At 62.0% G+C, this 19,239-nt stretch carries 21 protein-coding genes and 4 tRNA genes; 1 reads left to right on the top strand and 24 read right to left on the bottom strand.

The features are described from left to right. The 21 genes from nuoK to TMPK1_RS00760 all read right to left on the bottom strand — a co-directional run bounded on the left by nuoK (nucleotide 1) and on the right by TMPK1_RS00760 (nucleotide 16,833). On the bottom strand, nucleotides 1-309 hold the full coding sequence (nuoK, locus tag TMPK1_RS00860; RefSeq protein ID WP_420240833.1) for an NADH-quinone oxidoreductase subunit NuoK: 309 nt from the start codon (nucleotides 307-309) through the stop codon (nucleotides 1-3). Then, on the bottom strand, nucleotides 306-920 hold the full coding sequence (locus TMPK1_RS00855) for an NADH-quinone oxidoreductase subunit J (protein ID WP_420240832.1): 615 nt from the start codon (nucleotides 918-920) through the stop codon (nucleotides 306-308). Before TMPK1_RS00855 ends, nuoK begins: the two co-directional genes overlap by 4 nt. 7 nt (nucleotides 921-927) lie before the next feature. Next, nucleotides 928-1,422 carry an NADH-quinone oxidoreductase subunit NuoI gene (gene nuoI, locus TMPK1_RS00850; RefSeq protein WP_420240831.1) on the bottom strand — a complete coding sequence of 165 codons (495 nt, stop codon included), beginning with the start codon at nucleotides 1,420-1,422 and terminating at the stop codon, nucleotides 928-930. Between the two features lie 6 nt (nucleotides 1,423-1,428). Next, a complete protein-coding gene (gene nuoH, locus TMPK1_RS00845) occupies nucleotides 1,429-2,457 on the bottom strand; it encodes an NADH-quinone oxidoreductase subunit NuoH (RefSeq protein WP_420240829.1) in 1,029 nt (342 codons plus the stop codon). After that, nucleotides 2,450-4,528 carry an NADH-quinone oxidoreductase subunit NuoG gene (nuoG, locus tag TMPK1_RS00840; RefSeq protein ID WP_420240828.1) on the bottom strand — a complete coding sequence of 693 codons (2,079 nt, stop codon included), beginning with the start codon at nucleotides 4,526-4,528 and terminating at the stop codon, nucleotides 2,450-2,452. Before nuoG ends, nuoH begins: the two co-directional genes overlap by 8 nt. Further along, entirely contained in the window at nucleotides 4,528-4,866 is a 339-nt protein-coding gene (locus TMPK1_RS00835; RefSeq protein WP_420240827.1) for a hypothetical protein, read from the bottom strand. Before TMPK1_RS00835 ends, nuoG begins: the two co-directional genes overlap by 1 nt. Next, nucleotides 4,866-6,146, bottom strand: coding sequence for an NADH-quinone oxidoreductase subunit NuoF (gene nuoF / locus TMPK1_RS00830; RefSeq protein WP_420240826.1), 1,281 nt, complete (start codon nucleotides 6,144-6,146; stop codon nucleotides 4,866-4,868). The genes TMPK1_RS00835 and nuoF overlap by 1 nt, the downstream gene beginning before the upstream one ends. Nucleotides 6,147-6,150: 4 nt before the next feature. Continuing rightward, the gene (gene nuoE / locus TMPK1_RS00825) at nucleotides 6,151-6,801 is read right to left on the bottom strand and encodes an NADH-quinone oxidoreductase subunit NuoE (protein WP_420240825.1); all 651 of its coding nucleotides are present in this window, start codon (nucleotides 6,799-6,801) and stop codon (nucleotides 6,151-6,153) included. Next, on the bottom strand, nucleotides 6,798-8,000 hold the full coding sequence (locus TMPK1_RS00820) for an NADH-quinone oxidoreductase subunit D (RefSeq protein ID WP_420240824.1): 1,203 nt from the start codon (nucleotides 7,998-8,000) through the stop codon (nucleotides 6,798-6,800). Before TMPK1_RS00820 ends, nuoE begins: the two co-directional genes overlap by 4 nt. After that, nucleotides 7,997-8,614 (bottom strand): NADH-quinone oxidoreductase subunit C, encoded by a 618-nt coding sequence (locus TMPK1_RS00815; RefSeq protein ID WP_420245597.1) that lies wholly within the window; start codon nucleotides 8,612-8,614, stop codon nucleotides 7,997-7,999. The genes TMPK1_RS00820 and TMPK1_RS00815 overlap by 4 nt, the downstream gene beginning before the upstream one ends. Before the next feature lie 70 nt (nucleotides 8,615-8,684). Then, nucleotides 8,685-9,266, bottom strand: coding sequence for a NuoB/complex I 20 kDa subunit family protein (locus TMPK1_RS00810; protein ID WP_420240823.1), 582 nt, complete (start codon nucleotides 9,264-9,266; stop codon nucleotides 8,685-8,687). Continuing rightward, nucleotides 9,257-9,625 (bottom strand): NADH-quinone oxidoreductase subunit A, encoded by a 369-nt coding sequence (locus TMPK1_RS00805; RefSeq protein WP_420240822.1) that lies wholly within the window; start codon nucleotides 9,623-9,625, stop codon nucleotides 9,257-9,259. Before TMPK1_RS00805 ends, TMPK1_RS00810 begins: the two co-directional genes overlap by 10 nt. 60 nt (nucleotides 9,626-9,685) lie before the next feature. Beyond that, nucleotides 9,686-10,600 (bottom strand): alpha/beta hydrolase family protein, encoded by a 915-nt coding sequence (locus TMPK1_RS00800; protein WP_420240821.1) that lies wholly within the window; start codon nucleotides 10,598-10,600, stop codon nucleotides 9,686-9,688. A 57-nt stretch (nucleotides 10,601-10,657) separates the two neighbouring features. Continuing rightward, nucleotides 10,658-10,734: transfer RNA gene (locus TMPK1_RS00795), tRNA-Asp, on the bottom strand. A 60-nt stretch (nucleotides 10,735-10,794) separates the two neighbouring features. Next, a complete protein-coding gene (locus tag TMPK1_RS00790; RefSeq protein ID WP_420240820.1) occupies nucleotides 10,795-10,998 on the bottom strand; it encodes a hypothetical protein in 204 nt (67 codons plus the stop codon). A 399-nt stretch (nucleotides 10,999-11,397) separates the two neighbouring features. Next, nucleotides 11,398-11,473: transfer RNA gene (locus TMPK1_RS00785), tRNA-Val, on the bottom strand. 133 nt (nucleotides 11,474-11,606) lie between these two features. Then, on the bottom strand, nucleotides 11,607-11,882 hold the full coding sequence (locus TMPK1_RS00780) for an HU family DNA-binding protein (protein ID WP_420240819.1): 276 nt from the start codon (nucleotides 11,880-11,882) through the stop codon (nucleotides 11,607-11,609). Nucleotides 11,883-12,047: 165 nt separating this feature from the next. Beyond that, nucleotides 12,048-14,453 carry an endopeptidase La gene (gene lon, locus TMPK1_RS00775; RefSeq protein ID WP_420240817.1) on the bottom strand — a complete coding sequence of 802 codons (2,406 nt, stop codon included), beginning with the start codon at nucleotides 14,451-14,453 and terminating at the stop codon, nucleotides 12,048-12,050. A 225-nt stretch (nucleotides 14,454-14,678) separates the two neighbouring features. Continuing rightward, complete coding sequence (clpP, locus tag TMPK1_RS00770) at nucleotides 14,679-15,311, bottom strand: ATP-dependent Clp endopeptidase proteolytic subunit ClpP (RefSeq protein WP_420240816.1); 633 nt, start codon at nucleotides 15,309-15,311, stop codon at nucleotides 14,679-14,681. Between the two features lie 30 nt (nucleotides 15,312-15,341). Continuing rightward, on the bottom strand, nucleotides 15,342-16,676 hold the full coding sequence (gene tig / locus TMPK1_RS00765) for a trigger factor (protein WP_420240815.1): 1,335 nt from the start codon (nucleotides 16,674-16,676) through the stop codon (nucleotides 15,342-15,344). A 72-nt stretch (nucleotides 16,677-16,748) separates the two neighbouring features. Beyond that, a tRNA-Leu gene (locus TMPK1_RS00760) sits at nucleotides 16,749-16,833 on the bottom strand. Nucleotides 16,834-16,940: 107 nt separating this feature from the next. On the opposite strand from TMPK1_RS00760, the gene TMPK1_RS00755 reads away from it, so the two are divergent. After that, nucleotides 16,941-17,165: a hypothetical protein gene (locus TMPK1_RS00755; protein ID WP_420240814.1), complete on the top strand. Its 225-nt coding sequence runs from the start codon at nucleotides 16,941-16,943 to the stop codon at nucleotides 17,163-17,165. A gap of 11 nt (nucleotides 17,166-17,176) precedes the next feature. Here the strand turns inward: TMPK1_RS00755 and TMPK1_RS00750 are convergent, their stop codons facing one another. The 3 genes from TMPK1_RS00750 to TMPK1_RS00740 all read right to left on the bottom strand — a co-directional run bounded on the left by TMPK1_RS00750 (nucleotide 17,177) and on the right by TMPK1_RS00740 (nucleotide 19,118). Continuing rightward, nucleotides 17,177-17,413, bottom strand: a complete 237-nt coding sequence (locus tag TMPK1_RS00750; RefSeq protein WP_420240813.1) for a hypothetical protein — start codon at nucleotides 17,411-17,413, stop codon at nucleotides 17,177-17,179. A gap of 162 nt (nucleotides 17,414-17,575) precedes the next feature. Then, nucleotides 17,576-19,024: an NAD(P)H-hydrate dehydratase gene (locus TMPK1_RS00745; protein WP_420240812.1), complete on the bottom strand. Its 1,449-nt coding sequence runs from the start codon at nucleotides 19,022-19,024 to the stop codon at nucleotides 17,576-17,578. Between the two features lie 19 nt (nucleotides 19,025-19,043). Beyond that, nucleotides 19,044-19,118, bottom strand: a tRNA-His gene (locus TMPK1_RS00740). Nucleotides 19,119-19,239: the final 121 nt, after the last annotated feature.

The raw sequence follows: 19,239 nt of genomic DNA, 5'->3' as shown, positions 1-19,239 counted from the left end.
TCAGCCCTTCATCATCGAAACGTCTTCGACCGCAATCGAGCCACGATTGCGGAAGTAGACGACAAGGATCGCCAAACCGATCGCGGCTTCGGCCGCGGCAACGGTCAACACGAACATCGTGAAAATCTGCCCGACCAGATCGCCGAGGAACGACGAGAAGGCGACCAGGTTGATGTTGACGGCGAGCAGGATCAGCTCGACCGACATCAGGATCACGATGATGTTCTTGCGGTTGAGGAAGATCCCGAGCACGCCCAGCGTGAACAGGATCGACGCAACCGTCAGGTAATGGCCAAGGCCGATGCTCATGCCCCTGCCCCCGTCTCAACCTTGTGCAGCGTGACCGTGTCGCCGCGCTGACGCGACACCTGGGCCGCGATGTTCTGTTTCCGCACGCCCGGACGCTGCCGCAGCGTGAGCACGATGGCGCCGATCATTGCGACCAGCAGCACCATGCCGGCGCCCTGGAACACGAAGACGTAATCGGTGTAGAGCAACCGGCCGATGGCGCGTGTATTCGACACCTGCGCCGCATCGGGCGCCGCCGCGACGATTGCGCTTTTCAACGCCGGCCCCAACGTCCAGCCGCTGATCACGAAGAAGATCAGTTCGACCAGCAGCACGACGCCGATCAGCACGCCGAGCGGCAGATACTGTGCAAAGCCGGCGCGCAGCTCGCTGAGATCGACGTCGAGCATCATGACGACGAACAGGAACAAGACCGCGACCGCGCCGACATAGACGATCACCAGGATCATCGCGACGAATTCGGCGCCCAGCAGCACGAACAAACCGGCTGCATTGAAGAAGGCCAGGATCAGCCACAGCACCGAATGAACCGGATTGCGGCTCACGATCACCAGCACCGCTGCCAACAGCAGGATGGCGGAGAAACCGTAGAAGGCGATTGCTTCGTACATCGTCAGCTCACCGGTACGGCGCGTCGGCGGCGAGGTTGTGCGCCAGCGCCGCTTCCCAGCGGTCACCGTTCGCGAGCAGCTTCGCCTTGTCGTAGTACAGCTCTTCGCGCGTCTCGACCGCGAACTCGAAGTTCGGGCCTTCGACGATCGCGTCGACCGGGCATGCTTCCTGGCACAGGCCGCAATAGATGCACTTGGTCATGTCGATGTCGTAGCGCGTGGTGCGGCGGCTGCCGTCGTCGCGCGGCTCGGCTTCGATCGTGATCGCCTGGGCCGGGCACACCGCTTCGCACAGCTTGCACGCGATGCAGCGTTCTTCGCCGTTGGCGTAGCGGCGCAGCGCATGCTCGCCGCGGAAACGCGGGCTGAGCGGGCCTTTTTCGAACGGATAGTTGATCGTCGCGCGCGGGCGGAACATGTAGCGCAGCGTCATCGCGAAGCCGCGCACCAGCTCGACGAGAAAGAAGCCGCGGACGGTGGTTGCAAGAGATGTGTTCGCCATGGGGGCTTAGCTCCGAACCGGCAGCATGCCGGTCGCCATCAGCGTGCCGGCGATCACCAGCACCCAGATCAACGAGAACGGCAGAAAGATTTTCCAGCCGAGACGCATCAGCTGGTCGTAGCGGTAGCGCGGAACCGTGCCGCGCACCCAGATGAACACGAACAGCAGGAACGCGACTTTGAGCGCGAACCACAGGATCCCCGGAATCCAGGTCAGCGGCGCGATCATCAGGCCGAACGGCGGCAGGTAACCGCCGAGGAAGAGCACGGTCGTGATCGCGCTCATCAAAATCATGTTGAGATATTCGGCGATGAAGAACAGCGCGAAGGTCATCGACGAATATTCGGTGTTGAAACCACCGACCAGTTCCGACTCGCCTTCGGGCAAGTCGAACGGTGCGCGGTTGGTTTCCGCCAGCGCCGAGATGAAGAAGATCACCAGCATCGGCAACTGCAGGATCCACAGCCACACTGGCGAACGATGTTCGACGATCTCGGTCAGGTTCAGCGAACCGACAATCAGCAGCTGGGTCACGATGACGAGGCCCATCGAGACTTCGTAGGACACCATCTGCGCCGCCGAGCGCATCGCGCCGAGGAACGCGTATTTCGAATTCGACGACCAGCCCGCCATGATGACGCCGTAGACGCCCAACGACGACACCGCGAACAGGTACAGCACGCCGACATTGATGTTGGCGAACACGGCGCCGGCATCGAACGGGATCACCGCCCACGCGATCAGCGCCAAGGTCAGCATCACCATCGGCGCCAGCACGAACAGCACGCGATTGGCGCCGGCCGGGATGATGGTTTCTTTCGACAACAGCTTCACGCCGTCGGCGATCGGCTGCAGCAATCCGAACGGACCGACCATGATCGGTCCCTGGCGCAACTGGATGGCGCCCAGGACTTTGCGTTCAGCGTACGTGACGTAGGCAAAGCAGCCCAACAGCGCGAGCACCGTCAGCACGATCTCGAGCGTCAGGCGCAGGCCCGTCGGAATGGCCCAGAAAAGGTCGAGGAGCTCAGCCATGGGTGCCGGTCTTCTTCGCCCCTGAAGCAGAATTTGGGGCCGTGTTGCCTTCGATGATCTCGCGCACGCACGCCGCCATCGTCGGCGAAGCGCGGCTGACCGGATCGGTCATGTAGTAATTGTCGATCGGCAACACGAACGGCGTTGCCGAAACCGCGCCATCGCGACCGAACGAAGCCCAGGTCGCCGGCGTCACGCGATCGACATTGGCGAAGACCGGCGCCGCTGCAGCCAGCTTCTTCCGCACTGCGCCCAGCGTGTCGTACGGCAGCTTGTGGCCGGCTGGTTCGGACACGGCGCGAATGATCTTCCAATCTTCGCGCGCTTCGCCGGGACCGAACGACGCCTGCCGCGCCAACTGCGCGCGGCCTTCGGTGTTGACGTAAGTGCCGTGCTTTTCCGTCCAGGCAACGCCCGGCAGGATCACGTCGGCGCGATGCGCGCCAACGTCGCCATGATGGCCTTGATAGATGACGAAGGCGCGACCGAGACGGTTGGTGTCGATCTCGTCGGCACCCAGCAGATACACGACCTCGATCTCGCCCGCCTCGCAACCGCGATAGATGGTTTCGAGATCCCCACCCTGCTGCACGAAGCCGAGCTCCAACGCCGCGACACGCGACGCGGCACGATGCAGGAAGGCAAAGCCGTTCCAGCCGTCACGCACGATGCCGTTTGCTTCGGCGGCTTTGCGCGCCAAAGCATGGATCGCCAGACCGTCGGCGCGTTCGGTAGCGCCGCTGCCGAGCAGCAGCACCGGGTTCTTCGCGTTCTTCAGCGTCTGCGCGAACGGATGCGAACCGTCGGCGATCTGCTGCAGCACATCGGCACCGGTACCGAGATGTTCGATCGGATAGGTCAGGTCCGGCTTGGGACCGATGACGCCGACTTTGAGGCCGGCATTGCGCTGCCGCTTGCGCAGGCGCGCATCGATCAACGGTGCTTCCCAGCGCGGGTTGCTGCCGACGATCAGCACGACGTCGGCCTGTTCCAACCCGGCGATGGTCGGGTTGAACAACCAGCCCGCACGTTGCGTCGTGTCGAACTTCGCACCGTCCTGCCGGCTTTCGATTTTGGTCGAGCCGAGAGCGGCCATCAGATCTTTCAGCGCCAGCATCGATTCCGCATCGACCAGGTCGCCGACGATCGCAGCACTCTTGGCGCCTGCGCTCTTCAACTTGGCGCCGGCCAACGCAACCGCGTCGTTCCACGACACGGGCTGCAGCTTGCCGTCTTTCTTCGCGAACGGACGATCGAGGCGACGCTTGGTCAGGCCGTCGACAGCCCAGCGCGATTTGTCGGCCAGCCACTCTTCGTTGACGTCTTCGTTCAGACGCGGCAGCACGCGCATCACTTCGGCACCGCGCGCATCGACGCGGATGTTCGAACCGACCGCATCCATCACGTCGATCGAATCGGTCTTGCGCAGCTCCCACGGGCGCGCGGTGAAGGCGTACGGCTTGTGCGTCAGCGCACCGACCGGGCACACGTCGGCAAGATTGCCCGACAGCTCGCTGCCGATCGCGGCTTCGATATAGGTGCCGATTTCCATGTGCTCGCTGCGGCCCATCGCGCCCAGCGCCGACACGCCCGCGATCTCGTCGCAGAAGCGGATGCAGCGCGTGCAATGAATGCAGCGGGTCATGATCGTCTTGATCAGCGGGCCCATATATTTGTCTTCGACGGCGCGCTTGTTTTCGGCGAAGCGGCCGCGATCGAAGCCATAGCCCAGCGCCTGATCCTGCAGGTCGCATTCACCGCCCTGGTCGCAAATCGGGCAGTCGAGCGGATGGTTGATCAGAAGCATCTCCATCACGCCCTTGCGCGCTTTGCGCGTCAGGTCGCTGTCGGTGAACACTTCCATATTGTCGCCGCACGGCATCGCGCACGACGCGACCGGCTTCGGGCTGCCTTTCAGCTCGACCAGGCACATACGGCAATTGGCCGGCACCGACAGGCGCTCGTGATAGCAAAAGCGCGGGACTTCTACGCCGAGCTGCTCCGCCGCTTGCAGGATCGATGTTCCTGCTTCGACTTCGATCTCGACATTATCGATTTTCAGCTTCGGCATTACGGACGCCTCGCGGCCCAAGAAACCCAAGTCACGGACACGATCACCGCCACCAGCGGCGGCAACAGCGCGACCGATACGAACTTCAACAACGGCCGTTCGAAAAACTCGTTGAACGAATATTCCGGCGGCTCGACGAACGGCGCGAATTTCGCGCCAGTCTGATCGCCCAACAGCTCGCGCACCGAATACAAGCGGTGCCGCTTGCCGTCTTCCGGCCACAGCACGACGTTGGTCGGTGCGTCGAGATCCGGACGCAGCACGTAAAAGCTGCCGGCGAACCACGTCATCGCCAGCAACAAAAACACGCGTCCGGGATTGAGACCGCGAAAGCGCATCAGGCCGCCTTGGTCAGCGCGCTGTAATCGCGCAGACGTTGTTCGACCATCGGCCGGAAGTGACGGAACAGACCCTGGATCGGCCAGGTCGACGCGTCGCCATGGGCGCAGATCGTGTGACCTTCGATTTCCTTGGTCACGTCGAGCAGCATGTCGATCTCTTCGATCTTGGCATTGCCGCGCGCCATGCGTTCCATCACGCGCCACATCCAGCCGGTGCCTTCGCGGCACGGCGTGCACTGGCCGCAGCTTTCATGCATGTAGAACTTGGCCAGACGCGCGATGGCTTTGACCAGATCGGTCGACTTATCCATCACGATCACGGCCGCGGTGCCGAGGCCCGAACGAACTTCGCGCAACGCGTCGAAATCCATCAACACCGTGTCGCAAACTTCGCGCGGAATCATCGGGCACGACGAACCGCCCGGAATGACCGCCAGCAGATTGTCCCAACCGCCGCGCACGCCACCGGCGTGACGTTCGATGAGTTCCTTCAGCGGAATGCCCATCTCTTCTTCGACGTTGCACGGATTGTTCACGTGCCCGGAGATGCAGAAGAGCTTGGTGCCCTGGTTTTTCGGACGGCCGAAGCCGGCAAACCACGCACCGCCGCGACGCAGAATGGTCGGCGCCGCCGCAATCGTCTCGACGTTGTTCACCGTCGTCGGGCAGGCATAGAGGCCGGCCATCGCAGGGAATGGCGGCTTGTTGCGCGGCTGGCCTTTTTTACCTTCGAGGCTTTCGATCAGCGCGGTTTCTTCACCGCACAGATATGCGCCGGCACCGCGATGGAGATAGACGTCGAAGTCCCAGCCCGAATTGGCTGCGTTCTTGCCCAGCAGACCGGCATCGTACGCTTCGTCGATCGCTTTCTGGACCGACGAGCTTTCGTCATAGAATTCGCCGCGGATGTAGATGTAGGCCGCATGCGCGCCCATCGCGAAACCGGCAACCAGGCAGCCTTCAAGCAGCTTGTGCGGATCGTGACGCAGAATGTCGCGATCTTTGCACGTGCCGGGCTCGCCCTCGTCCGCGTTGACGACGAGATAGCACGGCTTCTCGCTCGCCTTCGGCATGAACGACCATTTGAGGCCGGTCGGGAAACCTGCACCGCCGCGACCGCGCATGCCCGACTGCTTCATCTCTTCGATGATGCCGTCGCGGCCCTTGGCGATGATCGCTGCCGTGTTGTCCCAGTCGCCGCGCGCGCGCGCAGCCTGCAAACCGAACGACTCAAAGCCGAACAGGTTGGTGAAGATGCGATCCTGATCTTTCAGCATCGTCTCACTCTTCTCCGATGTAGGTGACGCCGGCTTTTTGCGCCTGCGCTTTCAGGGTCGTTGCGCCCGCCGACGACATCGACGTGCGGCGCCCGGTCTGCGAACCGGCCGTCGGCTTGCCGCCGGCCGCAAGTTCGCTGAGCAGCTTTTCGGTGCTCTCGGGCGTCAGGTCTTCGTAATAGTCATCGCCGACGGCAATCATCGGCGCATTCACGCAAGCACCAGCGCATTCGACTTCGAGCAGGGTGAACTTGCCGTCAGCGGTGGTCTCGCCATAGCCGATGCCCAGCTTCTTCTGGCACGCATCGCCGATCGCATCGGCGCCGCGCAACTGACACGGCAGGCTGGTGCAGACCTGTACCAGATGCGTGCCGACCGGCTTCAAATTGTACATCGTGTAGAAGGTCGCGACTTCGTACGCCTTCACGCGTGGCACGCCGATATAGTCGGCAACGTGATCCATCGCCGCGCGCGGCAGCCAGCCGCCATGCTGACGCTGCGCCAGGTCGAGCAACGGCAGCATGCCGCTGCGACGACGATCGGCGGGATATTTCGCCAGAATACGATCGGCGCGGGCGCGATTGTCCGGCGTGAATTCGAACGAAGCGGGCTGGAAGTCCGCTTCGAGCACTTGCTGATGCGTGGTTGCGCTCATCGATCGATCTCTCCGAACACGACGTCGAGCGAGCCGACGATTGCGACCGCGTCAGCCAGCATGTGGCCGCGAGTCATCATGTCGGTCGCCGCGAGATGCGGAATTCCGGTCGCACGGATGTGGCAGCGATACGGCTTGTTGGTTCCGTCCGACACTAGGAAGACGCCGAACTCGCCCTTCGGTGTTTCGACCACCGTGTAGGTTTCGCCCGCAGGCACGTGATAGCCCTCGGTGTAGAGCTTGAAGTGATGGATCAGCGCTTCCATCGAACGCTTCATCTCGGCGCGCGGCGGCGGCGACACTTTGCGGTCGTCGACTTTCACCGGACCGTCGGGCAAACGCGACAGGCACTGCCGCATGATTTTGACCGACTGCTTCATCTCTTCCATACGGACGAGATAGCGGGCCCAGCAATCGCCCGTCAGACCGACCGGAATTTCGAATTCCATCTGGTCGTACACGTCGTAGGGCTGCGCCTTGCGCAGATCCCAGGCGACGCCCGACGCGCGCAGCATCGGGCCGGTGAAGCCGTAGGCCAGCGCCGTGTCGCGATCGACGATGCCGATATCGACGGTGCGCTGCTTGAAGATGCGGTTTTCCGTCAGCAGCGTTTCCAGCTCCGACACGAACTTCGGGAAACTCTCAGTGTATTCCCAAATATCGTCGGCCAGACCGGCCGGCAGATCGAATGCGACGCCGCCGGGACGGAAATAGTTCGCGTGCAAGCGCGCGCCCGACGCACGCTCGTGAAACTCCATCAGCTTCTCGCGCTCTTCAAAGCCCCACAGCGCCGGCGTGATGGCGCCGACGTCGAGGCCGAACGTCGTGAGATTGAGCAGATGATTCAGAACGCGCGTCAGCTCGGCGAAGAGCACGCGAATATATTGCGCGCGCGGCGGTGCGGTGATGCCGAGCAGCTTTTCGACGGCGAGAGCGAACGCATGCTCCTCGCACATCGGCGAGACGTAATCGAGGCGATCGAAATACGGGACCGCCTGCATGTAGGTCTTGTGTTCGATCAGCTTCTCGGTGCCGCGATGCAGCAGGCCGATATGCGGATCGGCGCGCTCGACGATTTCGCCGTCCATTTCCAGGACAAGACGAAGCACGCCGTGCGCAGCGGGATGCTGCGGGCCGAAATTGATCGTGTAGGGGCGGATACGCGGATCGGTCGCCGGTTGAACGTTGCTGTCGGTCATTTGCGCGACGCGTCCCAATAGGCGGGCTTCACCGCCTTCTCGTCACCCGGAAGCTGCACGTCGGTGATGGCTTCCCAGGGCGAGAGGAATTCGAAGTTGCGATAGTCCTGCACCAGCTTCACCGGTTCATAGACGACGCGCTTCTGGTCTTCGTCGTAGCGCAGCTCGACATAGCCGGTCAGCGGGAAGTCTTTGCGCAGCGGATGGCCTTCGAAACCGTAATCGGTCAGCAGGCGGCGCAGATCGGGATGGTCGGTGAAGAAGACGCCGTACAGATCCCAGGTCTCGCGCTCGAACCAGTTGGCACTGGGATAGACTGCAACGACCGACGGCACCGGCGTGTCCTCGTCGGTCGTCACTTTCACGCGCAGGCGCAAATTCTTCGACACCGACAGAAGATTGTAGACGACTTCGAATCGCTCGGCGCGCGTCGGGTAATCGACGCCGCAGATCGTCACCAGCTGTTCGAACGCCAACGCGCCGTCGCGCAACTTGCGCATCGCATCGGCGATCTGCTCGCGCTTCACCGTGATGACCGGTTCGCCGTGGATCACCGTATCGGCGAGCACCGCATCACCCAGCAGATCGCGCGCTGCGGCGATGGTCGGGTGCATGACGGGCGTTTCGGCGGTCGTGTCGGGCGGGTTGGATCCCGCTGCTTCCGGTTCGCTCATCGTTGGCTACTCAACGAATGTAAGGCGTGGCGTCGCGCCGGATTTTCTTCTGCAGCTGCAGAATTCCGTAAACCAGCGCTTCGGCGGTCGGCGGGCAGCCTGGAACGTAGATGTCGACCGGCACAACGCGATCGCAGCCGCGCACGACCGAATAGCTGTAGTGATAATAGCCGCCGCCATTGGCGCAGGATCCCATCGAGATCACCCAGCGCGGCTCGGCCATCTGGTCGTACACTTTGCGCAGCGCCGGTGCCATTTTGTTGCACAACGTGCCGGCGACGATCATCACGTCCGACTGCCGCGGTGACGGACGCGGGAAAATGCCGAAGCGGTCGAGATCGTAGCGCGGCATGTAGGCGTGGATCATTTCCACCGCGCAGCACGCCAGGCCGAACGTCATCGGCCACAACGAACCGGTACGCGCCCAGTCGAGCAGACCTTCGAAGCTGGCAACGACAAAACCTTTGTCGTTCAGATGATCGGTCGTCGCTTTCAGCACCGCGTCTTGCGCAGCGCCGGGCGGCAACGGCAGTGGACTGTCGAACGAAGTGATCGGACCTGCCGATGCCTTCGCGTTCGCGCTCACTCCCATTCGAGTGCGCCTTTCTTCCATTCGTAGATGAAGCCGACCGTCAGCACGCCAAGGAACACGACCATGCTCCAGAACCCGAACGTCCCGATGTCACCGAGCGAAATCGCCCAGGGAAACAAGAAGGCCACTTCGAGATCGAAGATGATGAACAGGATCGCGACCAGGTAGTAGCGCACGTCGAACTTGGCACGCGCGTCCGAGAACGCGTCGAAGCCGCACTCATAGGCGCTGACCTTTTCGCTGTCGGGTTTGTGCACCGCCAGGACCCAAGACAAGCCTACGGCGGCACCCGAAACGACAATCGCGATTCCGAGGAAGAGAAGGATCGGAAGATATTGGACTAGAAGCGGGTTCTGCATGTCCGCACCGGTACTTAGAGCGGCCGGAACCTAGACCCGTCGGCCATCGGATGCGAGGCTTTATTTGCGCGACAGTTCAGCCAATCCCGGCCAGCGACGATCAATCTGTTCATAGGCCGTATGAAGCGCATTTGCCTGCTCTTTGACCGTCTCATCGAGGTAGGCGACCACAAGCCGGGCCACCGTCTCGACCATGCGCGGATCGGTCTCAGCACCCACATCCCCGCGCCCATAGATGTTGCCGAAGTGATGTCCCGAGTCGGGCAGGAATAGCAGCGCAGTGCCGGGTACTTTGCTGCGGTCGTACGGCACCAGATTGCGCCGCGGTTGATCGGCCGGCGGCGGCCGGTCCTTGCCGCCCTGCACTTCCAACAGCGGGATTTCGAGATCGTCCCACGCCGTGTCGCGGAAGATCTGCCACGAGCCGACCGGCGCAATCGCGACAATCGCGCGCACGCGCCGATCGCGGAATGAAACCTGACGTTCGTTGAGAGTCATTGTCACGCCGGCGACCAGCTGCGCGGTAAAGGCGCCGTACGAATGCCCGACGACGACGATTCGTGTTGGATCGATTCGATTCTGCAATCCAGGTGCACGACGTTCGATCTCGGGCAGCAGATCGAGGATGTGGACGACATCTTCGACGCGCGAAAACCAAATTCCTGCACGTCGCGGATCACCTGGAAACACACGTGAATCAAGGTGATTCGGTTGCAGCACCAGCCAGCCCGCACAGGCGAGCGGATGCACCAGCGGTTGGTAGCTTTCTTTTTGATCTGAGAAGCCGTGGCTGAATACGACGACGCCAAGTCGTCCCGCAGCTTGCGGTGCAGTCGCTGCGAGCTGCAGCACTTTGCCTTGGCGCGCGTCGGGAAATTCAAATTCCGTCCGCGTCAGCGCGCAATCCTGCGCTTGGGCGATACCGAACGAAAAACTGACCAGGGACAGAAGGAAGCGTGCGCGCGACATACGCATCGAGCGGTGCCACAAGCGGCAACCGCACATCAAGCTTCGAAAGATTACAGAAGAAAATGGCGCGAGTGACGGGACTTGAACCCGCGGCCTCCGGCGTGACAGGCCGGCGCTCTAACCAACTGAGCTACACCCGCGTGAGGCCGTGCGATGTACGCGGGGTGACGGGCAGTGTCAACGCCTGCCCGGCGTAATTCTTAGACGTGGATGTCGAGCAATTGACCGCGACCGCCCGATGCAGCCGCAACGGCCGACTGGGCGATCTTCTTGGAATTTTCCAGCGCGTCGCCGACCAGCGACGCCAAAGCATCGCCCTGCAGCTTCTGGGACTTCAAAGCGACGATTGCTGGAATCGCTTTGAGATTCGTCGCCGAGCTCAGGTCGAAATTGATACCGCTCATAGGGTGCTCCTGGAGACAGACTGCAGCATACAATGCTACCGCCCGTTACCGTCACCTAAATATTCGGAACAAAGCTGTAGATCAGACCGTCAGGTCAAGGACCTGCCCGCTCGCTGGGCGCTGATAGACCGGGCGCCGGTACCGCCGGGCGGCATCCCGCATCCGGTCCTGGGGCTTAAAGACCGGGACGATGGCCCGGCCGGTCGACATACGCGCCGGCAGGTGGGCCGCACGCTCGGGTACAAGAGCAAGCATATGCTGGTAACCGGCCCGGCTGGGGCTGGTTCCTGGCCGCAAAGCGACGGCGTGGCCTGCCCACCGAAGCGGCGCCTGGCAGGTCCAGCCCTCCTACGCCAAGGCTTCGGAGGTGACCCACCCATGCTGTCGCGCTGCGTAGGTTGGTGGGCGGTGACGGGTTCGAACCGCCGACACCCTCGGTGTAAACGAGGTGCTCTGCCAGCTGAGCTAACCGCCCTTACCTATATATGCGCGCAGCGACGCCATGTGGGTGCACATCGCGTCGCGATGGAAGCAGCATACCCACAAAAGAAACGGGCGGAACGTTGCCGTTCCGCCCGCTGTCTTTGAGAAAACCAGACCGCAAGCGATCAGGCGTTCAGTTCGTCCTTCAGCCCCTTGCCGGGTTTGAACTTCGGCTGAATCGACGCCTTGATCATAATCTTTTCGCCCGTACGGGGATTGCGACCTTCGGAGGCCGCACGCTTCGACACCGCGAAGGTACCGAAACCGACCAGCCGCACTTCGCCGCCGCCTTTCAGGGTCTGCGTAATGCCGTCGAACACAGCGTCGACAGCTTTGGTCGCATCATTCTTGCTAAGTCCGGCCTGCTCGGCGACGTGCGCGACGAGATCGTTCCTATTCACCGGGGCCCCCATTGGGTCGTTAGAATTTGAGTGTTTTCTTTGGGGTGACGGGCGGGCCCGCACCAGAACCGGCGGCCATGTAGCCCGGAAGGCCGTACGCCGTCAAAGGGAACGGCGTACGACCAACCGAATACAGTCCTGACGCCGGATCAGCGTCCGTCGACGTCAGTGGCGAATGACCTCGTCACTTTGGCCTTCCTCGGCCTTCGGCGGCGGTGCCGCCGCGTCCGGCTCGGTCCATTCCACCGGCGTCGGCACGTCAACGAGCGCATGACGCAGCAACTCGTCGACCGTGTTGACCGGAATGATCTTCAGCCCGCGCTTCACGTTGTCGGGGATCTCAGCAAGATCCTTTTCGTTGTCCTTCGGGATAAGCACCGTCTTGAGCCCGCCGCGGAGTGCCGCGAGCAGCTTTTCCTTCAGACCGCCGATCGGCAGCACGCGCCCACGCAAGGTGATCTCGCCGGTCATGGCGATGTCCTTGCGGACCGCGATGCCGGTCAGCACCGAGACGATCGACGTCGCCATACCGACGCCTGCCGACGGACCGTCCTTCGGCGTCGCGCCCTCGGGCACGTGCACGTGGATGTCCTTCTTCAGGAACACGTTCGGATGCACGCCTAGCGAGGCCGCCTTCGACTTCACGAACATTTCGGCGGCTTGCACCGATTCTTTCATGACGTCGCCAAGCTTGCCGGTCATCGTCACGCGGCCCTTGCCCGGCAAGGTCACGGCTTCGATCTGCAGCAACTCGCCGCCGACTTCGGTCCACGCAAGACCGGTGACAACGCCGACTGCATCTTCCAGTTCGGCTTCGCCAAAGCGGTACTTCCGGACGCCTGCGTATTTTTCGAGGTTGCGACGCGTGATGGTCACGCGAGCGATCCCCTTCATCAGGATGTCCTTGATCGCTTTGCGGCACAGATTCGCGATTTCACGCTCAAGCGAACGAACGCCCGCTTCGCGCGTGTAATAGCGGATCAGGTCGCGCATCGCGTCGTCGCTGATGGCGAATTCACCCGGCTTCAGACCGTTCGATTCCATCTGCTTGTTGAACAGATGGCGCTCGGCGATCTCGACTTTCTCGTCCTCGGTGTAACCAGGGATGCGGATGAGCTCCATACGATCGAGCAACGGCTGCGGCATACGCAGCGTGTTCGCCGTGCAGATGAACATCACATCCGACAGGTCGTAATCGACTTCGAGATAGTGATCCGCGAACGTGCTGTTCTGCTCTGGATCGAGCACTTCGAGCAGCGCCGACGACGGATCACCGCGCCAATCCGCACCCAGCTTGTCAATTTCGTCGAGCAGGAAGAGCGGGTTCGACGTCTTCGCTTTCTTCATGCCCTGAATGACCTTGCCGGGCATCGAGCCGATATAGGTGCGGCGGTGACCGCGCACTTCGGCTTCGTCACGCACACCGCCGAGCGACATACGCACGAAGTTGCGGCCGGTCGCTTTCGCGATCGACTTGCCGAGCGACGTCTTACCGACGCCGGGCGGGCCGACGAGGCACAGGATCGAGCCCTTCACCTTGTCCATGCGCTGTTGCACGGCGAGGTATTCGAGAATGCGCTCTTTGACTTTTTCCAGACCGTAATGGTCGGTGTTGAGCACCTTCTCGGCGAGCTTGATATCTTTCTTGATCTTGCTGCGCTTGTTCCACGGAATGCTCAGCATCCAGTCGAGGTAATTGCGCACGACCGTCGCTTCGGCACTCATCGGCGACATGGTGCGGAGCTTCTTCATCTCCGCTTTCGCCTTTTCGCGCGCTTCTTTCGACAGCTTGGTCTTGGCGATGCGCTCGTCGAGTTCAGCCAGCTCGTCGCGACCTTCTTCGGTCTCGCCAAGCTCCTTCTGAATCGCTTTGAGCTGCTCGTTCAAATAGTACTCGCGCTGCGTCTTCTCCATCTGGCGCTTCACGCGATTGCGGATGCGCTTTTCGACCTGGAGAACGCCGATCTCGCTTTCCATAAAGCCGTAGACGCGCTCGAGCCGCTCGGAAACCGTTTCGGTTTCCAAGAGCTGCTGCTTCTCCGGAATCTTCAGGTTGAGATGTGACGCAACCGTATCCGCAAGCTTGGCCGGCTCTTCGATCTGATTGATCGACACCAGCACTTCGGGCGGAATCTTCTTGTTGAGTTTGATGTACTGCTCGAACTGCGCGACGACCGCGCGCGACAGCGCCTGCAGCTCCTGCGACTCGCCCAACTGCTCGGGCACGATTTGCGCCTCGGCTTGGAAGAAATCAGCATTCTCGCGGAAGCGCAGAATACGCGCGCGCTGACCGCCTTCGACCAGCACCTTCACGGTGCCGTCGGGCAGCTTCAGCAATTGCAGCACGGTACCGATCGTGCCGACCTCGAAGATGTCTTCGGGGTTGGGATCGTCTTGTGCGGCGTTCTTTTGGGTGACGAGCAGGATTTGCTTGTCTTCGCGCATCACGTCGTCGAGTGCGCGAACAGATTTCTCACGGCCCACGAAGAGCGGCACGATCATGTGTGGGAACACGACAATGTCGCGAAGCGGCAGGACGGGGAAAATTGAGCCTGCAGTGTGTTTCAACATCCAGCCCTCGGAAGGTTGGCGGGACTCGGGGCGGGTCCCGGTAGTGACAGACCAGCCTACCCCGTATCGCGGCGGCAGGAAGGTCTTCGGACAACGCTAAGCTGGCCCGGTTAGGTTTTCCTTCAACGGCTTGATTTTTCCGCGTCCGAAAATAAGAGGGCGCGCCAAGCCAAAGCCGGCGCGCCCATAGAACGGATGCGACTCGAAGCCGCGATGGCTGGCTAGTTAGGCAGCGAGATCAGCCGCCGGACGCGGCCGCTGCACCACGACCTCGTCGACCAGGCCGAATTTCTTGGCTTCTTCCGCGTCCATGAACTTGTCGCGCTCGAGGGCTTCCTCGATCTGCTCCAGGCTCTGACCGGTGTGGCGCACATAGATTTCGTTCAGACGCTGACGCAACTTAAGGATCTCGCGCGCCTGGATCTCGATGTCCGAAGCCTGGCCCTGCGCACCACCCGACGGCTGGTGCACCATGATGCGACTGTTCGGCAGCGCGCGGCGCTGACCGGGGGCACCGGCGGCCAAAAGCAGCGAACCCATCGATGCGGCCTGCCCAATCACAACCGTCGAGATCGGCGGTCGGATGTATTGCATCGTGTCGTAGATTGCGAGGCCGGACGTCACCACACCGCCCGGCGAGTTGATGTAGAATGAGATTTCCTTGTTGGGATTCTCGCTCTCCAAAAACAGGAGCTGGGCGCAGATCAGGCTGGCGACATAGTCGTTCACCGGACCAATCAGGAAAACGATCCGCTCCTTCAGCAGGCGCGAATAGATGTCGTAGGCGCGTTCACCGCGGTTGGTCTGCTCGACCACCATCGGCACCAGCGTGTTCATCTGCGGGGCGAATTCGAACATAGCGATCCTCGGGTCTGCTGAAGGCCGAACTTACTCGGCCTCGTCTTCTTCCCAATCCTTGCGCAGCTCTTCGATCGTCGTCGGACGATCCGTCACCGCAACCTTCGACAGGATATGGTCAACGACCTTGTCTTCGTAAATCGGTGCGCGCAAGCGATCGAGCGCACGCGGATTTTGGCGGTAGAAATCGAGCACGGCCTTTTCCTGACCGCGATGGCGACGCGCCTCGGCGATCAGGGCCCGGTTGAGCTCTTCCTGGGTCACGGTCAGCGCCTCGCGGCGGCCGATTTCCGACAGAAGCAGGCCTAGACGCACACGACGCTCGGCCACCGAACGATACTCCGTCTTGAGTTCGTCTTCGGTCTTACCGTCTTCGTCCTTGCCGCCATTGTCGGCCAGTTCCTGCTGCACACGCAGCCAGATATTCTGGAATTCCAGATCGACCATGCCCTGCGGCACAGCAAAATCATGCCGCGAAGCCAGCGCGTCGAGCAGCTCGCGCTTCAGCTTCATCCGCGCGACGCGCGAATATTCGCCTTCGATCTGCTGCTTCACCGCATCGCGCAGTGCCGCCAGATCTTCCAAACCGAGCGACTTGGCCAGCGCGTCATCGATCGCGGGCGTCTTCAGTTCTTTGATCGCGTGCACGGTGACGTCGAACTTGGCGTCTTTGCCCGACAGGTCTTCGGCTGCGTAGCCGACCGGAAACGTCACGTCGATCGTGCGCTTTTCACCAGCCTGCACGCCGAGCAGCGCTTCTTCGAAGCCGGGAATGAACTGGCCACCGCCGAGTTCGAGATCGTAGCCCTCGCCCTTCATGCCCGGCCGGCGTTCGCCGTCGACCGAGCCGTCGAAATCGATCAGCAGCACGTCGCCATTGGCAGCCGGGCGCTTGGTTTCGAGTTCGACCGCAGTCGCGTTCGACTTGGCGATCCGTTCGAGCGCTTCGTCGATTTCTTTCTCGGGCGCTTCAACAACGGCGCGATCGAGCGCGATGCCGTCAAAGGCCGCCGGCTCGACGTCAGGCAGCGTTTCGACTTCGACCGTGTATTCGAGATCGCGGCCTTCCGCGAATTCACCGACCACTTCGACTTTCGGCTCCAGCGCCGGGCGGATATTCCGCTCCTGCATCGCCTTCGCGGTCGAGGTTTCTACCGTCTCGTTGACGATTTCGCTGAAGACTTCCGGTCCGTAGCGTTTCTTCAGCATGCCCATCGGCACTTTGCCCGGACGGAAGCCCGGCATTTTCACCTGACCCGACAATTCGGACAGACGACGATCCACGCGGGTGCCGATCTCGGTCGCAGGAACGGTGATCTTGAAAGCCCGCTTGAGGCCTTCGGACGAAATGTCGGTGACGTGCATGTCGGTCGCTCGGAAACGAAAGCGCCGGCGGTAACGCCGGCTCGGTTGAAATGAATTTGTCGGATCAGCCAATGGTGCGGGCGAAGGGACTCGAACCCCCACGACTTGCGTCACTGGAACCTAAACCCAGCGCGTCTACCAATTCCGCCACGCCCGCGCCAGGGGGGTTCTAGCCGCGTGCCGACACCAATGTCGAGGGAACGAACTCGGCGTTTCCACACTTTCTAGCCCGAGAACCTGGAATGAGCTGACGGAGATCGAGCGATGAAGGCCCTGGCGGTAATTGGGATCGTGTTGATGCTGGGTGGCGTGGCGGCGCTGGCCATCGGTGGCTTCAGCTTCACGTCGAAGGAGACGGTGGCAAAGATTGGCCCGCTCGACGTGCAGGCGGAGAAGCAGCATGGCTTCGCTATTCCGCCGATTGCCTCGATTGCGGCGATCGTGGTGGGCGGCGCCCTGGTCTTTGCCGGCCGCTCTTCGCGGACCTGACCGGCCCGCCCTTAGGCCCGGACCGGCTCGGCGTACAGGCTGGAGAAGGCTTCGACGGCGAGCGTGCGTTGCTCGTCGCTGTGGCAGGTGCGGCTTTCAATGTGGAGATTGAAGCGGACATGGGGAATTCCCCCCGGGTCCGCGACCACGGCGATTACGCGTGCCATTTCAACCACTTCGCCACGCGAGCGGCGGTAGGTTGAACCCGGAGCAATCTCCGGCTTGGCTGCCTCACGGCGGAAGAGCATCGGACCCCCTCGACCCTGCGCGTCTTCTTTGCGACCGGTGACAATGACTGTCAGCGGCGATGCCTATTACCTGGCGGGCAATTGATAACGGGTTAAACGGGTTTCCCGCAAGCACTTCTGTTAATTGGGGAATTCGCCCCCGATGCGCAAAATTGTACCGATCTATCCACAGGCCAAATCGGCCAAGATTGCGGGCAGTCTTTCGGACAGATCTTGCGCCACGAGTCCGGGTCCGACTCGGCGTGCGCATGCACCATGCAGCCAAGCTGCAATTGCACCTGCGACCAGTGGTGCAACCTGCTGTGCAAGCAGTCCGACACACAGACCCGCAAGCACATCACCGGTTCCTGCTGTTGCGAGATACGGTGTTCCGTTCGTCGATACGATTGCGGTGCCGTCGGGCGACGCAATGATTGTCGCGGGGCCTTTGAGCAACAGTGTGCACGCACTTGCCGCGGCAGCACGCCGCACGCTGCCAAGCCGGTCCGCACCATCCAACGCAAACAGCCGTTTGAATTCGCCGTCATGTGGCGTCAGCAACGCGCCGCGCGGCAATGCATGTCCGGCAAATGCAGTCAGCGCATCAGCATCGAGTACGAGCTGTTTGCCGTCCGCCATTTCGGTTGCAGCCACGAGCGGCTGATCGAGTCCTGCGCCCGGTCCGATCAGCACCGCATTGCGTCGCGGATCTTCGAGCGTGCGTTTCCAATCACCGAGTTCGTCACGCGGCTCGACCAGAATATCCGCGCGCCACAAGGCATAAATCGACCAGACGTCGCGCGGTGCCGAGATGGTCACGAGGCCCGCACCGATGCGCGCTGCTGCATGCGCAGCGAGCCGCGCGGCACCGGTCATCTGCGCGCCGCCCCACACGACCGCATGACCGCGCGCATATTTGTGCGCGTCGCGCGCTGGCCACGGAAACAGGTCGCGCCACAGCGCGGGCGCGCTTTCGAACAAGCGCGGACGAAGCTGCGCAACGATCGCGTCGGCAATGCCGATGTCGGCAACGACGACGTCACCGACATAGGCGGGCGCAAAAAGATGGGCCGGCTTTTTGCGCGCGAATGTGACCGTCAACATCGCGCTCGGCGCAGCACCGCGCACCGCACCGCTATCGCCGTCGAGTCCGGATGGAAGATCGATCGCAACGACCGGCGCAGGATGCGCATCCATTGCCTCAATGAGCGCGCGCGCGTCACCGGTGAGATCGCGCGCAAGTCCGGCGCCAAACAATGCATCGACGATGAGTTGCACGTCGCCAAACGCGTCGGCGCGCGCTGCTTCAATTGCGTCTGACCAGGTCGCTGCAGCACCCGCCGCATCGCCTCGTAGCGCCGTCCGATCACCCAACAAAGCGACCCGGACGGGCCAGCCGGAAGCCGCCAAAACCTGCGCGGCGACAAATCCGTCGCCACCATTATTTCCGGGTCCGCACAGGATCAGGACCGGCCGGGGCGACCAGCGCCGCCTGATTTCGCTGGCAACGGCTGTCCCTGCCCGCGTCATCAGCACATGGCCTGGGGTACCGTCAGCGATCGCGGCGCGATCGGCCGCCTGCATCTCAGCGACGGTCAGAACCGCGCATGAATTTGCGGGATCGATGCTCATCAAACAGGGAAAGGAGCGATGGGGCGATCGACGGGACTTGAACCCGCGACAACTCGGACCACAACCGAGGGCTCTACCACTGAGCTACGACCGCCATCGCGGTGGAGTGGGTACTCGGGCCGACACGCCGCGTCAAGAAAGCCTGTCTGGGTAATGACATGTCTTCTTGTCGCTCCTGATCATTCCCTGTATTGCGCGAAACCCGCTTACCGAAA

This window comes from Roseiterribacter gracilis, from assembly GCA_018332375.1.
Lineage (GTDB): Bacteria > Pseudomonadota > Alphaproteobacteria > BOG-932 > Roseiterribacteraceae > Roseiterribacter > Roseiterribacter gracilis.
Note: the sequence above shows the minus strand (reverse complement) of the source record. Positions and strands in the feature narration are given on the sequence as shown.

Excerpts from the sequence above, each read along its gene's own strand:
- nuoK (WP_420240833.1), bottom strand. The coding sequence starts at position 309 with ATGAGCATCGGCCTTGGCCATTACCTGACGGTTGCGTCGATCCTGTTC.
- TMPK1_RS00855 (WP_420240832.1), bottom strand. The coding sequence starts at position 920 with ATGTACGAAGCAATCGCCTTCTACGGTTTCTCCGCCATCCTGCTGTTG.
- nuoI (WP_420240831.1), bottom strand. The coding sequence starts at position 1,422 with ATGGCGAACACATCTCTTGCAACCACCGTCCGCGGCTTCTTTCTCGTC.
- nuoH (WP_420240829.1), bottom strand. The coding sequence starts at position 2,457 with ATGGCTGAGCTCCTCGACCTTTTCTGGGCCATTCCGACGGGCCTGCGC.
- nuoG (WP_420240828.1), bottom strand. The coding sequence starts at position 4,528 with ATGCCGAAGCTGAAAATCGATAATGTCGAGATCGAAGTCGAAGCAGGA.
- TMPK1_RS00835 (WP_420240827.1), bottom strand. The coding sequence starts at position 4,866 with ATGCGCTTTCGCGGTCTCAATCCCGGACGCGTGTTTTTGTTGCTGGCG.
- nuoF (WP_420240826.1), bottom strand. The coding sequence starts at position 6,146 with ATGCTGAAAGATCAGGATCGCATCTTCACCAACCTGTTCGGCTTTGAG.
- nuoE (WP_420240825.1), bottom strand. The coding sequence starts at position 6,801 with ATGAGCGCAACCACGCATCAGCAAGTGCTCGAAGCGGACTTCCAGCCC.
- TMPK1_RS00820 (WP_420240824.1), bottom strand. The coding sequence starts at position 8,000 with ATGACCGACAGCAACGTTCAACCGGCGACCGATCCGCGTATCCGCCCC.
- TMPK1_RS00815 (WP_420245597.1), bottom strand. The coding sequence starts at position 8,614 with ATGCACCCGACCATCGCCGCAGCGCGCGATCTGCTGGGTGATGCGGTG.
- TMPK1_RS00810 (WP_420240823.1), bottom strand. The coding sequence starts at position 9,266 with ATGGGAGTGAGCGCGAACGCGAAGGCATCGGCAGGTCCGATCACTTCG.
- TMPK1_RS00805 (WP_420240822.1), bottom strand. The coding sequence starts at position 9,625 with ATGCAGAACCCGCTTCTAGTCCAATATCTTCCGATCCTTCTCTTCCTC.
- TMPK1_RS00800 (WP_420240821.1), bottom strand. The coding sequence starts at position 10,600 with ATGCGTATGTCGCGCGCACGCTTCCTTCTGTCCCTGGTCAGTTTTTCG.
- TMPK1_RS00790 (WP_420240820.1), bottom strand. The coding sequence starts at position 10,998 with ATGAGCGGTATCAATTTCGACCTGAGCTCGGCGACGAATCTCAAAGCG.
- lon (WP_420240817.1), bottom strand. The coding sequence starts at position 14,453 with ATGTTGAAACACACTGCAGGCTCAATTTTCCCCGTCCTGCCGCTTCGC.
- clpP (WP_420240816.1), bottom strand. The coding sequence starts at position 15,311 with ATGTTCGAATTCGCCCCGCAGATGAACACGCTGGTGCCGATGGTGGTC.
- tig (WP_420240815.1), bottom strand. The coding sequence starts at position 16,676 with ATGCACGTCACCGACATTTCGTCCGAAGGCCTCAAGCGGGCTTTCAAG.
- TMPK1_RS00755 (WP_420240814.1), top strand. The coding sequence starts at position 16,941 with ATGAAGGCCCTGGCGGTAATTGGGATCGTGTTGATGCTGGGTGGCGTG.
- TMPK1_RS00750 (WP_420240813.1), bottom strand. The coding sequence starts at position 17,413 with ATGCTCTTCCGCCGTGAGGCAGCCAAGCCGGAGATTGCTCCGGGTTCA.
- TMPK1_RS00745 (WP_420240812.1), bottom strand. The coding sequence starts at position 19,024 with ATGAGCATCGATCCCGCAAATTCATGCGCGGTTCTGACCGTCGCTGAG.